Source organism: Stenotrophomonas sp. ESTM1D_MKCIP4_1 (genome assembly GCF_003086895.1).
In the GTDB taxonomy this organism is placed as follows: domain Bacteria; phylum Pseudomonadota; class Gammaproteobacteria; order Xanthomonadales; family Xanthomonadaceae; genus Stenotrophomonas.
Window position 1 is genome coordinate 3,998,666 of record NZ_CP026004.1, and the last position, 14,728, is coordinate 4,013,393.

Below are 14,728 nucleotides of genomic sequence, written 5' to 3' on the forward strand. Positions count from 1 at the left end.
CACTGCACCGCACCGCGCGCTAGTAGGCGCCCGGGTTGTTGCTGAAGCTGACCGGCACGCTGATCGTGGCCTGCCCGCCATTGACCAGGTTCACGCCCACGTTCACCGCATTGCCGCCCACCGCGCCGCCACTGGCAGCCGCGCAGGTGCTGCCGCTGGTTGCGCTGCACGTCCACGCACCGCGCAACGTCGCACCGTTGGGCAAGGTGTCGGTGACCGTCGCATTGGTCACCGCATCGGGCCCGTTGTTGATCACCTGCAACGTGTAGGTCGCGGTACCGCCGGGCGTGTAGGTGCCGCTGCCATCACTCTTGGTGATCGACAGATCGGCCTGCCGCGTGCGGTTGGTGATGCGGCACACCAGGGTGGTGGCGGTGGCGGTCATCGCCGGCGCCTGCAGGGTGAAGCTGCCACCACTGCCGGACGACACCACGGTGTTGTTCTGGTCGGTGCACTGCCATGTGCTGGCATAGCGGGTCAGCGTGGTGCCGGCCGCCGCGGCCTCGGCCAGCGCGTAGCTGCCCCCCGGCACGGTGATGATCGCGGCGGTGGCGCCGTTGTTGCCGACGTTGCTGGCCGAGCCCACCGTGCTGCCGTTGTAGGTGATGGAAAGATTGAAGCGGCCGGTATCACTGGTCGGCTGCAGATCCTTCACCAGCTGCAGGGTGGCCGCGCAGGCCTGGGTCACGCCTTCCACGGTGAACACCGCCTGGCCCACGCGGATGCCGAGCAGGCCCAGCAGGTTGTCGACCACGCCCCCCAGCACGGCGGTCAGCACCGGCGTCACCAGCGCATTGACCAGCGTGCGTACCGGCGTCAGCAGCGTGTTGACGATGCCGTTGACCAGATCGGCCACGGGCAGCGGTAATGACAGCGAACCCAGCAGCGTCACCTGCGGGTTGCCACTGGTGAGCTGGATGCTGAGCGAATTGACCAGTGTCGAGACCAGCGTGGCCGCGCTGACCGTACCGGCACTGAGCGTGCGTGTCTGCGGGTAGGGCCCGGTGAAGCTGGCGCTCTGCAGGCCCGGCGTCGCCGTGGCGTAGCCGCGGATGCTGACCGCAATCGGGATCGTGATATCGGCCACCGGCACGATGGAGCCCAGCACGTTCACGCCCACCCGCACCTTCACGCTGAGGTTGGTCAGGGTGGCGGCGGACAGCGCGGTGTCGGTCAGCACTGTGCTGCGGTTGAAGAAGGTGGCATCGCTGATCTGGCCGACGTACAGATTGACCAGGCCAGGGCGCGCCTGCAGGGTCACTGCATTGCCGACCAGGTTCACCGCCGAGATCGAACCCTCGGCACGTGCCACGTCTGCGTAGACCTGCAGGTGCAGCACATCGGCGCTGACGCTGGTGTTGGACAGCGATACACCCAGCAGGTTCAGGCCGTTCAACGCGGCAGTCAGGGTGCCGGTGTTCAGGCCCTGCACCAGGTCCATGTCCAGCTTGATGCGGATCGCTGCGCTGTGGAACGCCGCGCCCACCGTGCCGCAGTTGTAGCTCGGTGGTTCGATCACCTGCGCCCACAGGCGCACGTTGGCCACGCCATTGAGACCCAGTGCAGCGGTGTTCACCGCGATCGGCGTGGGCGTGGTCAGCACGTTGCGGAAGTTGTAGAGCTGCACGCCGCCGGTCAGCAGGTCCAGTACATTCAGGCGTACTGTGGTGAGCGAGCCGGTGGGCAGCGACACCTGCAGGATATCGGCCAGGCGGATGCTGCCCGACGTGCCGGCCACGCCCAGCGGCAGCGCGTTCAGCACGTTGGCGGCGGCGGTCTGGCCGTCGGCCTGCAGCACCTGCACCATCGCTGCGCGCAGCTGGCCCAGGGTGATGTTGGTGTTGAGCACCTGGCTGGGATCGCTGACGGTGACACCGCCGTTGAGCTGGGTCAGCAGCGCGTTGAGGTTGACGTTGGCGCCGGCCAGGCTGTTCCAGTCGGCCACGCTGAGGTTGAGGCTGGTGCCCGGCAGCAGCGCGCCGAACAGCAGGTTGAGGATCGGGCTCTGGGTGGAATCCACCGAGACCAGGCGCGGCCCGGCACTGACACAGGCGCCGGATGTACAGGCGGACTGTGCATGCGCACGGCCCAGGCTGGAGAGCAGTACCAGAACGACAAGCAGCACCATTGCCGGCCAGCGCAATGACGATGCTTTCACGCTCTTCACATTAACCATGCACCCGTCTCCGCCGAATTGAGGCAGAGAGATCCCGCGGCGACGGCAATCAGCGCGTCGTCCTGGCCTAATCCCTCTGCCGGTGTCGCTGCCCGTTCCGGGCGGCGTTCATTGCCGGTTCGATGTGATTAATGCGAGGCAACGAAATACCGTCAAACACGACGGCGTGAAATCAGGGGGAAGAGGCGCTTACCCGCGTGCAGGACGCACGTGCAGGCCTCTGGCAGTGCAGAAAGGGACAGCAATGCTGTACACGCAGAAAAAGTATTGCTGTCAGGGAAGCAGCGCTTACCGAACATGGAGAGGGGGTGAAAAATGCAGGTCATGTGCGACAGAATCCGGCGAGCCCGACTAACGGCTGGCCTGTCCCAAATGCAGTTGGCGTTGCACTGCGGCGTTCGGCGAAGCGCCGTCGCTCAATGGGAACGTGACGGAGGTACCGTTCCTAGTGTGCAGCATCTCTCACAAATTGCCATCGTGACGCAGGTCCATTTTGAATGGCTCGCCACGGGCCGCGGCCCCGGACGTCCCGAGGACGGCGAGCTGGTCGCTCCGGAATCTGTCGCAATCGACCCGGCACGCAGCACCCAGGAAAGCGCGATCCTGTCGTTGCTGCGGCGCCTGCCACCGCGCAAGCGGCAGGTCGCCCACGCCATCATCGAAATGCTGACCGAGTAAGGTCGGGCGCGTGCCGTCAGAGCGTGGCGCGCGGTGGCAGTGACCAGTCGATCGGCGCCTGGCCCTGGCGCTGCAGGTACTCGTTGGCCATCGAAAAATGGCGGCAGCCGAGGAAGCCCCGATGCGCCGACAAGGGCGAGGGATGCGGCGACTTCAGTACGCGGTGGCGGCGGCTGTCGATCACCTTGCCTTTCTTCTGCGCGTAAGCGCCCCACAGCATGAACACCAGACCCTCGCGCTCGCGGTTGAGCACGTCCACCACGTGGTCGGTGAAACCTTCCCAGCCACGCCCCTGGTGCGCGCCGGCCTGGCCCTCTTCCACTGTCAGCACCGCATTGAGCAGCAGCACGCCGCGCTGCGCCCAGGGCACCAGGCAGCCGTGGTCGGGGCGGGCAATGCCGAGGTCGCCCTCGATTTCCTTGTAGATGTTCAGCAGCGAAGGCGGCACGGGCACGCCCGGGGCCACCGAGAAACTCAGGCCATGGGCCTGGCCACGGCCGTGGTACGGGTCCTGGCCGAGGATCACCACTTTCACCTGCTCGAACGGCGTGGCGTCGAAGGCGGCGAAGATCTGCGGGCCCGGCGGGAACACCGCCGCCCCTGCTGCCTTTCGCTGGCGCAGGAACGTGGACAGCTCGCGCATCTGCGGCTGCAACAGGTAATCACCGACATGCTGCTTCCAGCTCGGTTCCAGCTGGATCGTCGGGGTGTCCACTACTTCATCAATCATCGCGCCACTTCTATCGCAACAGGGGTCCATCGTTCAAACGCGCCAGCCGCAGCTGGAACAGCACCTTGGTCACCAGCAGACGCTCCTCGATCGGCTTGAGCACCAGATCGTTGGCACCGGCCTGCAGCAGCCCGGTCTGGTTGTGCGGGTTGCCGTCGCCGGTCATCACCAGCACCGGCAGGCGCCGCTTGCCGTAGCCGAAGTCCACGCGCACGCGCTGCACCACATCGCGGCCGCTCAACTCACCTTTCAGGGTGACGTCGGTCAGCACCAGGTCGATGCGGTGGCGGCTGCGGCCCAGCGATTCGGCGGTGAGCAGGGTGAACGCTTCTTCGGCGCTGACCACGTGCAGCACGTTCAGCTGCTGCCGCTCAAGCATGCGCTTGGTCGCCTCGGCCACCACCCGGCTGTCCTCGACGTACAGGATGGTGGCACCGGGAATCGTCTGCGGCTGCACGTAGCCACGGATGAACGTCGCCAGCGCTTCATGGCCGAGTGATTTGTCGAAGTAATCGGTGACGAACTCGGTGAAGCGGCGCTGTTCCAGGTGCTGCTGCGCATCGCCGGACACCACGATGACCGGCACGTAGGCCTGGCCGGCCGCTTCGCGCACGCGCTTGGCCAGTGCCAGGCCGTCGCCATCGCGCAGGGTCAGCGACGTGGTCACCAGGTCCACCGGCCCCTGTGCGAGCGCTTCCTGCGCCTCCTCGATGCTGTCGCAGCCGATCACCTCCACGCCCGGCAGGTCGCGCTGCAGGACATCGGCAATCAGCTTGCGCACCAGCTTGGAACCATCGACCACCATCACCCGCGTCGCGGGCCCTTCAAGGTGCTTCAACGCTTGCGGTCGCATGCCGGTCTCAGGTGTCGGTGGGGCGGGTCTGGCGGAGGAAGTGGCCGGTCACCAGCCAGGCGCCCAGCCAGCCCAGCAGCAGCGTGCCGAGCAGCACCAGGCTGCCGTGCAGCAGGTCCAGGCCGTGCAGGACGAACGGGCTGCCGTAGCTGCGCGACAGTTCGGCCAGCGGCGCGCGCAGGGCGGCACCGGCCACGCCGATCAGGGCCAGCGCAACCGCACCGGCCCCCAGGCCATACCAAGCGCCCAGGTACAGGAACGGGCGGCGGATGAAGCCATCGCTGGCGCCCAGCAGCTGCAGCACGCCGATTTCCTCGCGGCGGGCCTGGATGTCCAGGCGCACGGTGTTGCCGACCACCAGCGCCGCACCGGCGCCGAGCAGGGCCGACAGCACCTGCACCAGGCGGGCGCCGAACGCCAGCCAGGCATCCAGGCGTTGCCGCCACAGGGCGTCGTGCTGCACCAGGTCGGCACCGGGCAGGCTTTCCAGCGCGCGCGCCAGGCGCGCGTCATCCTGGCCCTGGCCGGGGGTGACCACCAGCAGCGAGGGCAGCGGATTGTCATTCAGTGCGTCGATGGCCTCACCGAGGCCGGCATCGCGCAGTTCCTGCAGGCCCTGTTCGGGCGTGCGCACGGTCACGTTGGCCACATCCTGGCGGTCCCGCAGTTCGCCGGCCAGACGCAGCGCGCCGGGGCCATCCACATCGGCCTTCAGGAACACATTGATGTCGCGCGACTGCTGCACGCTGCCGGCGAACTGCTTGAGGTTGTCCAGGGCGATGGACAGGCCCAGCGGCAACGCCAGCGCCAGGGCCATGACCAGCACCGTCAGCAGGGTGGCCCAGGGCTTGCGGCAGGCGCGGCCCAGGCTGAACACCACGCTGTGCGCGTGGTGGTGGAACCACACGCCCAGGCGCGAGGGTGCGGCGGCTTCGCTGTTTTCGTTCTTGGCCATGGGTTACTCCGCCAGGTCCTGCGGCGAAATGTCATCCACCAGCCGGCCGTGGTCGAGGATCAGCACGCGCTTGCGCATGCGGCGCAGCAGCGGCAGGTCGTGGCTGACCACCAGCACGCTGGTGCCGCGCGAAGGCAGTTCGGCGAACAGGGCCATGATCTCCGCTGCCAGCGTGGGGTCGAGGTTGCCGGTCGGCTCATCGGCCACCAGCAGCTTGGGTTCGCCGACGATCGCGCGGGCGATGCCGACGCGTTGCTGCTCACCGGCTGACAGCTGCGAGGGCAGCGCCTTTTCGCGGTGCCCCAGGCCCATGCGTTCCAGCACCGAACGCACGCGCTTGCCGATGTCACCGCGGCGGGTGCCGCGCAGGATCAGCGGCAGGGCCACGTTCTCGGCGATGGAGCGGTCCATCAGCAGCCGGTGATCCTGGTAGACCGCGCCGACCGCGCGCCGATGGCGCGGGATGTCACCGCCGCGCACCTTCAGCAGGTTGCGATCATCGAAGACCACGGCACCGCGGCTGGGCCGCTCGTCCAGATGGATCAACCGGAGCAGCGTGCTCTTGCCCGCCCCGGAATGACCGGTGACGAACAGCATCTCGCCGGGAGCGACCTCGAAGCTGACATCGGTCAGGGCTTCGTGGCCACCGGCGTACTGTTTGCTGACATTGTCGAAGCGCAGGACACTCATGCCTCGATTATGCAGGAGCGGCGCGACGTCGTGGAGATGGCCGCACGAACGGTAGTGCCGGCCGCTGGCCGGCACGCCCTGCCATGCCACCCGACCAACGGTCGGGTGCTACCGGTTTGATCACCCGACCAACGGTCGGGTGCTACCGGTTTGATCACCCGACCAACGGTCGGGTGCTACCGGTTTGATCACCCGACCAGCGGTCGGGTGCTACCGGATCAGTTGCCCGACAGCATCCGGCGGATCTTGCGGCCGATGCGGGTCAGGAACGAATCGCCGGTGTCGGCGGCGGTTCGCACCGGCTTGGCCACCACCTGCACCGGGGTGACCGGGCTGGCGCCGTTGCCGGCCGCGTTCTGCACGCCCTCGGCACCTTCGACCGGACGGCCGTGGCGACGACGACGACGCTTGCGCGGCTTGTGCTCGCCGTCCACCACCGCATCCGGCGCGCCTTCGGCACGTGGCGGGCGCGGCGGACGCGGGGCCTGGGCAGTTGCGCCTTCGGCAGCGGCGGCGGCCGGCGCGGCAGCACCCTGCTCGCCTTCCACGCGCGGCTTGCGCGGGCCACGCGGACGGCGTTCGCCGCTGCGCTCACCCTCACGGCCACCACGGCCACCGCCGCCGGAGCGACCGCCACTGCGGCCACCACCACGACGCTCTTCCTCGGCAGCGCGGGCTTCGCGCGCTTCACGGAAGATCTGGCCGACGCTTTCGTTGTCCTCGCCTTCCTCGCCTGCGGCCGGGGCCGGGCGTTCCGGGCGCGGCAGCGGGGTCATCAGTTCCTTGGTGACCGGCTCGGACGGAATCTTCTGCTCGATGTACGCCTCGATGTCCGGCAGGCCCATCGCATAGCGCTCGCAGGCGAAGCTGATGGCATCACCCTCTTCGCCCAGGCGCGCGGTACGGCCGATGCGGTGCACGTAATCTTCGGCGTCGAACGGCAGATCGTAGTTGTAGACGTACTTGATGCCGTCGATGTGCAGGCCGCGGGCGGCCACGTCAGTGGCCACCAGGATTTCCAGCTGGCCCTTCTGGAAGCGGTTGAGCAGGCTCTCGCGCTTCTTCTGCGGCACGTCGCCGGACAGCACGCCGACGCGGTAGCCGGCCTTTTCCAGCGAGCGGGCCACACGTTCGACGAACACCTTGGTGTTGACGAAGACCATGGTGCGCGCGCCTTCGCTGCGCGACAGCAGGCCCAGCAGCAGCGGGATCTTCTCGTCGTCGGCCGGGAAGTAGATGCGCTGGCGCACGCGCGCGGCGGTGATGGTCTCGGCTTCAACCACCAGCTTCTGCGGCTCGTTCATGTGCTCGTAGGCCAGCTCCAGCACGCGGTGGCTGAGGGTGGCGCTGAACAGCAGGGTCTGGCGGGTGGTGCGCTCGGGCATGCGGCGCAGCAGGAAGCGGATGTCCTTGATGAAGCCCAGGTCGAACATGCGGTCGGCTTCGTCCAGCACGCAGATCTCGCAGGCGTGCAGCGACACCACCTTGTGCTGCTTCACGTAGTCGATCAGGCGGCCCGGGGTGGCGATGATGACGTCCACGCCCTGCTGCAGCAGTTCACGCTGCTTGTCGTAATCCACGCCGCCGTAGACCAGGGCGAAACGCAGGCCCAGGTCCGAACCGAACTTCACTGCATCCTTGTGGATCTGGATGGCCAGTTCGCGGGTCGGCGCGAGGATCAGGGCGCGCGGATCTTCCGGCTTGCGATCGGCCAGCGCCGGGCGCGTCAGCAGGCGGTTTACGACAGCGACCAGGAAGGCCAGGGTCTTGCCGGTGCCCGTCTGGGCCTGGCCGGCAACATCACCGCCGGGCAGCGCGACCGGAAGGGTCAGCGCCTGGATCGGGGTGCAGCGGGTGAATCCGGCTCCTTCAAGGCCCGCCTGCAGGGCCGGATGCAGCTCGAAGGAGGAAAAGGTCAAATCGGTCAGCGGTTTGTCGCTCATGAGTCCGTCTTGGTATGGCCGCCGGCCCACGGGGCGGCTGGCACTTCAGCGTCTAGGGGCACCGTCGCAAACTGCGGCCCCTGCGGCGGGTTGGCAGGCGGGGACCCTCCGGTCCGCACGCCGCACAATGCCCCAGTTTAACGCACTCGGGCCGGCAAACCGGAATCACCCGTCTCACAACCCAGGGAGACAGGTCTTGCGGCGCGTCTTCACCGACCCGGACGCCACTTGAATGGACTGCCGGCGCCCACTGGCCCCGTCGGGCTGCCATCCCCATGTTCTCCGGGACAGTGAAATGCGGCACCTACCGGGCCGGGACACGATCACGATACGCTGGGTTCCAACCAGCAACTGTCCCCGCCGCGCGATAGGGGTACACTGCCGGCCGTGAGCGTCCAGGCATCCCGCCGAACGCACCGCGGCATCCCGCCGCGAGGCAACGACGAGGGTCGCGCCACCGGGCATGGCCCAGTTCACCCACCTCCGGCCTGGCCGGGTGCAATCCAAGACGAGAAACCAAGATGAGCGACAAGGTTGTACACGTCGGCGATGCCGACTTTGATAGCGCCGTACTGAATTCCAAGGAACCGGTGCTGGTCGATTTCTGGGCCGAGTGGTGTGGCCCCTGCAAGATGATCGCCCCCGCGCTGGACGAACTGGCCGACGCCTACCAGGGCCGCGCCAAGATCGCCAAGGTCAACGTCGACAACAACCGCGCACTGGCGGCCAAGTACCACGTGCGTTCCATCCCGTACCTGGTGGTCTTCAAGGACGGTGAAAAGGTCGGCGAGCAGATCGGTGCGGTGGGCAAGGCCCAGCTGGCCGGCCTGCTGGACAAGGCCCTGGCCTGATCCCGCTGTTCCACGGCAGCCGCTGACCGCGGCTGCCGCTGGGCGCCCCGCGCCCGCATGAATGTCATTTCCGGTGACCCTTGCAAGGCGCCGCAGGCCGATGATAGTGTCGGCATATCCGGCCGCGTTCGCGTGCCGCACCCTCTGGACGCAGTTTCTTCCAGACCCATTCCCAACGTTCGCCGCCCCAGCCGGGCGCTCGCACCTTCAAGCGAGGAATAACGCTCTTGTCCGATCACACTTCCGAAACCGGCAGCGCTGATGCGCCCGCCGAAAAGCGCGTGCGCAAGCCCCGCGTGAGCAAGGCCGCCGCTCCGGCAGCCGCCGAAACCAGCGCTGCCCCCGCGCAGCCGACCCTGCCGCTGGCAGCCGCGCCTGAAGCGCCGGCACCGGCCGCAGCCGCCCCCGCGCCGAGCGCGCCCGCCGCTGAAGCCCCCGCCTCCGGCGGCGGTGATGCCGGCGAAGGCCGCGAATCCGGCCAGCCGCGCCAGCAGAACCACCAGGGTGGTCAGGGCGGTGGCCAGAACCAGGGCCAGAACAACAACCCGTACAACCAGAATGGCCAGCAGGGCCAGGGCAACCGCCGCGACCGCTTCCGCAACCGTCGCGACCGTGACCGCAACCGCGGTGGCCGCGATGACGGCATGCCGCAGGACGGCGGCGAGCAGCAGCCCTTCGTGCCGCGCCCGCACGCCAACGTGCCGGAAGGCTTCCCGGTCTATTCGCTGAGCGACCTCAAGCGCATGCCGGCGCAGAAGCTGCTGGAAATCGCCGAGCAGCTGCAGATCTCCGAAGGCGTCGCCCGCGCCCGCAAGCAGGACGTCATCTTCGCCCTGCTGAAGGTGCTGACCCGCCATGGTGACGGCGTCGCCGCCGACGGCGTGCTGGAAATCCTGCCCGACGGCTTCGGCTTCCTGCGCGCGGCCGAGGCCAGCTACCTGGCCGGCCCGGACGACACCTACATCTCGCCCAGCCAGATCCGCCGCTTCAACCTGCGCACCGGCGACCACATCTCCGGCCGCATCCGCTTCCCGAAGGACGGCGAACGCTACTTCGCGCTGAACATCGTCGACACCATCAACGGTGAGCCGATCGAAGCATCGAAGAACAAGGTGCTGTTCGAGAACCTGACCCCGCTGTTCCCGCGTCGCCGCTTCACCCTGGAGCGCGGCAATGGTTCGTCGGAAGACATCACCGGCCGCATCCTCGACCTGATGGCCCCGCAGGGCAAGGGCCAGCGCTCGCTCATCGTGTCCCAGCCGAAGGCGGGCAAGACGATGATGATGCAGCAGGTGGCCACCGCCATCACCACCAACCACCCGGACGTGCACCTGATCGTGCTGCTGATCGACGAGCGCCCGGAAGAAGTGACCGAAATGCAGCGCACCGTGCGCGGCGAGGTCATCAGCTCGACCTTCGACGAGCCGGCCGCGCGCCACGTACAGGTGGCCGAAATGGTCATCGAGCGTGCCAAGCGCCTGGTCGAGCACAAGAAGGACGTGGTGATCCTGCTGGACTCCATCACCCGCCTGGCCCGTGCCTACAACAACGTGGTGCCGAGCTCGGGCAAGGTGCTGACCGGTGGTGTGGACGCCAACGCCCTGCACCGCCCGAAGCGCTTCTTCGGTGCGGCCCGCAACGTGGAAGAAGGCGGCAGCCTGACCATCATCGCCACCGCGCTGGTCGACACCGGCTCGAAGATGGACGAGGTGATCTACGAAGAGTTCAAGGGCACCGGCAACAGCGAAGTGCACCTGAGCCGTCGCATCGCTGAAAAGCGCGTGTTCCCGGCCATCGACATCAACCGTTCGGGCACCCGCCGCGAAGACCTGCTGATCGAACCGGAGCTGCTGCAGAAGATCTGGATCCTGCGCAAGCTGCTGCATCCGATGGATGAAATGGCCGCGATGGAATTCCTGCTGGACAAGATGAAGAACACCAAGTCCAACGATGAGTTCTTCGGTTCCATGAAGCGATAAGAGAAAAGCCCCGCATTGCGGGGCTTTTTTCTGCCTTCGCGGCGGCCGCATCCACGCATGGCGTGGATCTACTGCGTTCGCCGGTCCATGCCCGGCGGAATGCATCTACGCGCAAACCTGCCGCGGGTCCAGTTCCAGGTCACGACAGACGCGATCATGTACCAGGTGCGCTGCTCGATGCCTGAGGCCGACGGCACCCAGCCAGCCGGGAACCGGGGGCGTCAGCATCTCCCAGACGTCAGCCTGCAATCGTCCTTTCAGCGTGGTCAGCAGCAGCCGGGCCTCATCCTTCGCACCCGCGAAGTACGCTGCAAACGCAAATGTCTCCATGCAGATGCCGTGATAGCTGTCGCCCTGGTGGGAGGCGATGTCCTGCAGACGATCCTGCAAGGTCTCCGGAACCGCATCTGCCCATTTGAGGATCGCGCGGCGCAGCCAGGCAGCCGTCTCCCCGTCGCCGAGCTGACCGGCGATCCCACGCATCGTGTGGTTGTCATCTTCCCCAGCAACGGTCAGCGCGTCATCCAGTACCGCCTGTGCAGCCACGATGTGGGAGCAGCTGCCGGCAGGCGCCTGCTGCACGACCCATTCGGCGAACCGGACATGTTCATCGTATTCCCCACCCCACCGCGGCAGCGTGCCACGCGCATACTGGTAAATGGCCGGAGTGTGGAATCCGCTGGTCGCCAGCACTTGGTTCAACCACTCGGTCCGCTTTCCCTCACCTGCACCCACTACGATGTTGCAGTGGATAAGCCCGGCCAGTGCCATCGCATCTGCCGGGTTCCGTTCAACGATGCAGGTGAACTTCTCGTACGCCTTCGTCATGATCTTCGGATACCGACGCCGACGCAGGAAGGGAATGTCGTTGGCATAGGTTTCCCCGCGTACCGCCCAGGCGTCGACCACATCGCCGTACGCAGCGATCAGTGGCGGATGGGGAGATGTCGGCATGGCGCCTGACCACGCCTGCAGCCTAAGGCGCGCGTGGCGGCTCGATGCCAGCCGCCACACGAGGGGTTCGTAGGTTTCGGCCGGCAGCGTGGCCATCCAGCCATCAAGCAAGGCGAAGTCCCCGTTCTTCAGCGCAGCCAACGCCCGCGAAACATGCAGCTCGATGAAGTGCGACCGGTGCATCGCACAGGGAATCACCCGAAGGGTCTGGAGAAAGCGTCGCATGATGGAATGACCTTGGCCAAAGTCATCCATCGTCTTCCGCCTCTGGCCCCTACGCCATCGGACAAGTTGTAAAACGTGCCGGGAAAACGCCGGGCATGGCCCGGCGCTACCGTGTGGCTCACGGGCAGGCCACCGCGCCTTCGGCACTCGCCGTGTTGGCGGTCAGCTTGACCTGGGTGAAGGCCGCCGCGAACGGCGTGTCTGCGGTCACCACGAACGGCGCTTCCACCGCACCCAGTGCCACACCCTGCTTTGCGAAGCACGCCAGCGGCACGGTGACCGTCTGCTTCTGCCCCGGCGAGAGTCTGCCCAGCAGCGGGGCGATATCCACCCCACCCTCGCAGCCGGTGCCGCACTGCATGGTTACCTTGACCGGCGAAGCCGGACGCTTCACCAGCTGCACGTCGAACTGCAGCGCGCCGTTGCTGCGCGCCAGCGCGCCCAGGTTGCGGCGCGAGGTGCTGCGTGCGATCAGCTGCGCGGGGGCCAGCCAGGTCACTTCCCTGGCGTCCTGCTGGGTGTTGACCTGCACGGTGCGCACCTGCACCACCGGCCTGGCGGTGGGCCAGCGCAGCGTGGCATTCAGATCGTTGCCCAGCGGCTGGGTCGCACCTGCAGCGGCCACGTGCAGGGCGAACGGCGGTGTATCGGCGCGGTTGAAGATCGGCAGCATCGTGACCTCACCACAACTGTCGGGGCTGGCTTCGTCCAGCCGCGCGACCTTGCCGCCCTTGGCGTAGCTCAGGCCATAGCCCAGCGCGAACAGCGCCGGCTTCTTCGCGTCCGGCTGGTCGATCGGCGCCGGGCACGGCACGCCCGGCCACGGGAAGCTGAGACGGCCACGGAAGTCATGCGCGGGCCTGCCCCCCTTGCCAGCGACCAGCACATCGGTCACGCCCTTGCCTTCGGTACCCGGCAGCCAGGCCGCAACGAACGCGCTGGACAGGTTGAGCAGGTCGTTGGTGTACATCGGCCGCCCGGACATGAAGACCGTCACCACCGGTTTGCCGGTGGCAGCCGCCGCCTTCAGCGCGGCCAGATCCTGCGGATAGGCGCGGCTGTGGCTCACCGTGTCCGACGCGAGAATGTCGCCGTTGGTTTCCGCGTACGGCGTTTCGCCGATCACCGCCAGCACCACGTCGAACGTCTTCGGGTCGACGCCCTGGCCATCGGCACTGACGCTGACCTTGTCGGCACCGAGCTCGGCGCGCAGCGCACCCAGCACCGAATCGGCGTTGGGAAAATCGGCATTGGTGTTCTCGGTACCCTGCCAGGTCAGCGACCAGCCACCGGACTGGTCGCCGATGTTGTCGGCGCCCTTGCCCACCACCAGTACGCGCGCATCACGGCGCAACGGCAGCACCTTGCCTTCGTTCTTCAGCAGCACCAGCGATTCACGCACCGCACGACGTGCCAGTTCGCGGTGCTGCACGGCCGTGGCATCACCGGCATAGCGGCTGTCGGACGGCGCGTGCTCGAACAGCCCGGCGCGCAGCTTCACCCGCAGGATGCGCGTCACCGCATCATCGATGCGCGCCATCGGAATCTCGCCCTTCTGCACCTGCGCGGTGGTGTTGTCGATGAAGGCCTTCCAGTCGTCGGGCACCATCACCATGTCGATGCCGGCGTTGATCGCCTGCGCGCAGCTGTCGTTGCGGCAGCCGGGCACCTGGGCGATGCCGTTCCAGTCGGAGACGACGAAGCCGTCGAAGCCCATCTTGTCCTTCAGCGCATCGGTCAGCAGCGCCTTGCTGCCATGCATCTTGCCGTAGTCGATACCGGCGGCGCGGTCATTCCAGCTGTTGAACGACGCCATCACCGTCTGCGCGCCCTCGGCGAGCGCACCGTAGTAGCCCTGCGCATGCACGTTGACCATCGTCGCCTTGTCGACCAGCGCCTCGCCCTGGTCACGGCCGTTGTCGGTGGCACCGTCGCCCAGGTAGTGCTTGGCCGTGGTGACCACGTTGCCGTCATCTTGGAAGCGGCCCTGCGCACCCTTCACGTATGCGTGGGCAAAGCTGCGGATCACCGCCGGGTCGGACGAATAGCTTTCATAGGTGCGGCCCCAGCGCGGATCGTGGGCGACGGCCAGGGTGGGCGCGAACACCCAGCCGATGCCGGTGGCGCGCACCGATCGCGCGGTGGCTTCGCCGATGCGTTCGATCAACTCCGGATCACCGGCCGCGCCCAGGCCGATGTTGTGCGGGAACAGGGTCGCGCCCAGCACGTTGTTGTGGCCATGCACCGCATCGGTGCCCCAGATCACCGGCACCGGCGTCTTCGCATCGGTGGCCAACGAGGCGGCGTGGTAGGCATCGGCCATTTTCAGCCAGTCCTGCACACTGGCGTGCTTGTCCATGCCCGGCCACGAGCCGCCGCCGTTGAGCACCGAACCGATGTAGTAGCGGCGCACCTGCTCGGGCGTGATCGTCTTGATCTCGGCCTGGGTCATCTGCCCGATCTTCTGGGCCAGCGTCATCTGCGCAAGGATCTGCTGCACGCGGCGTTCGATGTCCGCATCGGCGGTGATCGCGCTCTGCACGCGTGGCCAGTCCTGCAGGCGTTCGCCGCTGGCCGGGGCGGCGGCGAGCGGTGCGGCAAGGGCGGCCAGCAGACAACTGGCAAGAAGGCTCTGGGTGGGGCGATTCACTGGGCTCTACCTCCGTGGATGAAGTTCCTGGCGTGCGCAGCTGC

General features: G+C 67.3%; 11 protein-coding genes. 3 read left to right on the top strand and 8 right to left on the bottom strand.

Annotated elements, in window-relative coordinates; all coding sequences use genetic code 11:
- Positions 1–19: 19 nt before the first annotated feature.
- The gene (locus tag C1924_RS18090) at positions 20–2,176 is read right to left on the bottom strand and encodes a DUF11 domain-containing protein (protein ID WP_159094837.1); all 2,157 of its coding nucleotides are present in this window, start codon (positions 2,174–2,176) and stop codon (positions 20–22) included.
- 324 nt (positions 2,177–2,500) lie between these two features.
- Here C1924_RS18090 and C1924_RS18095 point away from each other — a divergent pair, with 324 nt between their 5' ends.
- On the top strand, positions 2,501–2,854 hold the full coding sequence (locus C1924_RS18095; protein ID WP_301554024.1) for a helix-turn-helix transcriptional regulator: 354 nt from the start codon (positions 2,501–2,503) through the stop codon (positions 2,852–2,854).
- A 16-nt stretch (positions 2,855–2,870) separates the two neighbouring features.
- Here the strand turns inward: C1924_RS18095 and ung are convergent, their stop codons facing one another.
- From ung to rhlB, 5 genes are all read right to left on the bottom strand, one after another.
- Positions 2,871–3,584, bottom strand: coding sequence for a uracil-DNA glycosylase (gene ung, locus C1924_RS18100; protein WP_108766549.1), 714 nt, complete (start codon positions 3,582–3,584; stop codon positions 2,871–2,873).
- 10 nt (positions 3,585–3,594) lie between these two features.
- Positions 3,595–4,437 (bottom strand): response regulator, encoded by an 843-nt coding sequence (locus C1924_RS18105; RefSeq protein WP_108766550.1) that lies wholly within the window; start codon positions 4,435–4,437, stop codon positions 3,595–3,597.
- Positions 4,438–4,444: 7 nt separating this feature from the next.
- A complete protein-coding gene (gene ftsX / locus C1924_RS18110) occupies positions 4,445–5,392 on the bottom strand; it encodes a permease-like cell division protein FtsX (protein WP_108766551.1) in 948 nt (315 codons plus the stop codon).
- 3 nt (positions 5,393–5,395) lie between these two features.
- Positions 5,396–6,082, bottom strand: coding sequence for a cell division ATP-binding protein FtsE (gene ftsE / locus C1924_RS18115; RefSeq protein WP_108766552.1), 687 nt, complete (start codon positions 6,080–6,082; stop codon positions 5,396–5,398).
- A 218-nt stretch (positions 6,083–6,300) separates the two neighbouring features.
- Entirely contained in the window at positions 6,301–8,025 is a 1,725-nt protein-coding gene (gene rhlB, locus C1924_RS18120; RefSeq protein ID WP_108766553.1) for an ATP-dependent RNA helicase RhlB, read from the bottom strand.
- Between the two features lie 521 nt (positions 8,026–8,546).
- On the opposite strand from rhlB, the gene trxA reads away from it, so the two are divergent.
- Complete coding sequence (trxA, locus tag C1924_RS18130) at positions 8,547–8,876, top strand: thioredoxin (protein ID WP_025878607.1); 330 nt, start codon at positions 8,547–8,549, stop codon at positions 8,874–8,876.
- 227 nt (positions 8,877–9,103) lie between these two features.
- Positions 9,104–10,855: a transcription termination factor Rho gene (gene rho, locus C1924_RS18135; protein WP_108754357.1), complete on the top strand. Its 1,752-nt coding sequence runs from the start codon at positions 9,104–9,106 to the stop codon at positions 10,853–10,855.
- Between the two features lie 105 nt (positions 10,856–10,960).
- Here the strand turns inward: rho and C1924_RS18140 are convergent, their stop codons facing one another.
- The gene (locus C1924_RS18140) at positions 10,961–12,064 is read right to left on the bottom strand and encodes a hypothetical protein (protein WP_254051171.1); all 1,104 of its coding nucleotides are present in this window, start codon (positions 12,062–12,064) and stop codon (positions 10,961–10,963) included.
- A gap of 88 nt (positions 12,065–12,152) precedes the next feature.
- On the bottom strand, positions 12,153–14,684 hold the full coding sequence (locus tag C1924_RS18145) for a glycoside hydrolase family 3 protein (protein WP_108766555.1): 2,532 nt from the start codon (positions 14,682–14,684) through the stop codon (positions 12,153–12,155).
- Positions 14,685–14,728: the final 44 nt, after the last annotated feature.

Coding starts and splice junctions, on each gene's coding strand:
- C1924_RS18095 (WP_301554024.1), top strand. CDS start 2,501: ATGTGCGACAGAATCCGGCGAGCCCGACTAACGGCTGGCCTGTCCCAA.
- C1924_RS18140 (WP_254051171.1), bottom strand. CDS start 12,064: ATGGATGACTTTGGCCAAGGTCATTCCATCATGCGACGCTTTCTCCAG.
- rhlB (WP_108766553.1), bottom strand. CDS start 8,025: ATGAGCGACAAACCGCTGACCGATTTGACCTTTTCCTCCTTCGAGCTG.
- ung (WP_108766549.1), bottom strand. CDS start 3,584: ATGATTGATGAAGTAGTGGACACCCCGACGATCCAGCTGGAACCGAGC.
- ftsX (WP_108766551.1), bottom strand. CDS start 5,392: ATGGCCAAGAACGAAAACAGCGAAGCCGCCGCACCCTCGCGCCTGGGC.
- trxA (WP_025878607.1), top strand. CDS start 8,547: ATGAGCGACAAGGTTGTACACGTCGGCGATGCCGACTTTGATAGCGCC.
- ftsE (WP_108766552.1), bottom strand. CDS start 6,082: ATGAGTGTCCTGCGCTTCGACAATGTCAGCAAACAGTACGCCGGTGGC.
- C1924_RS18105 (WP_108766550.1), bottom strand. CDS start 4,437: ATGCGACCGCAAGCGTTGAAGCACCTTGAAGGGCCCGCGACGCGGGTG.
- C1924_RS18090 (WP_159094837.1), bottom strand. CDS start 2,176: ATGGTTAATGTGAAGAGCGTGAAAGCATCGTCATTGCGCTGGCCGGCA.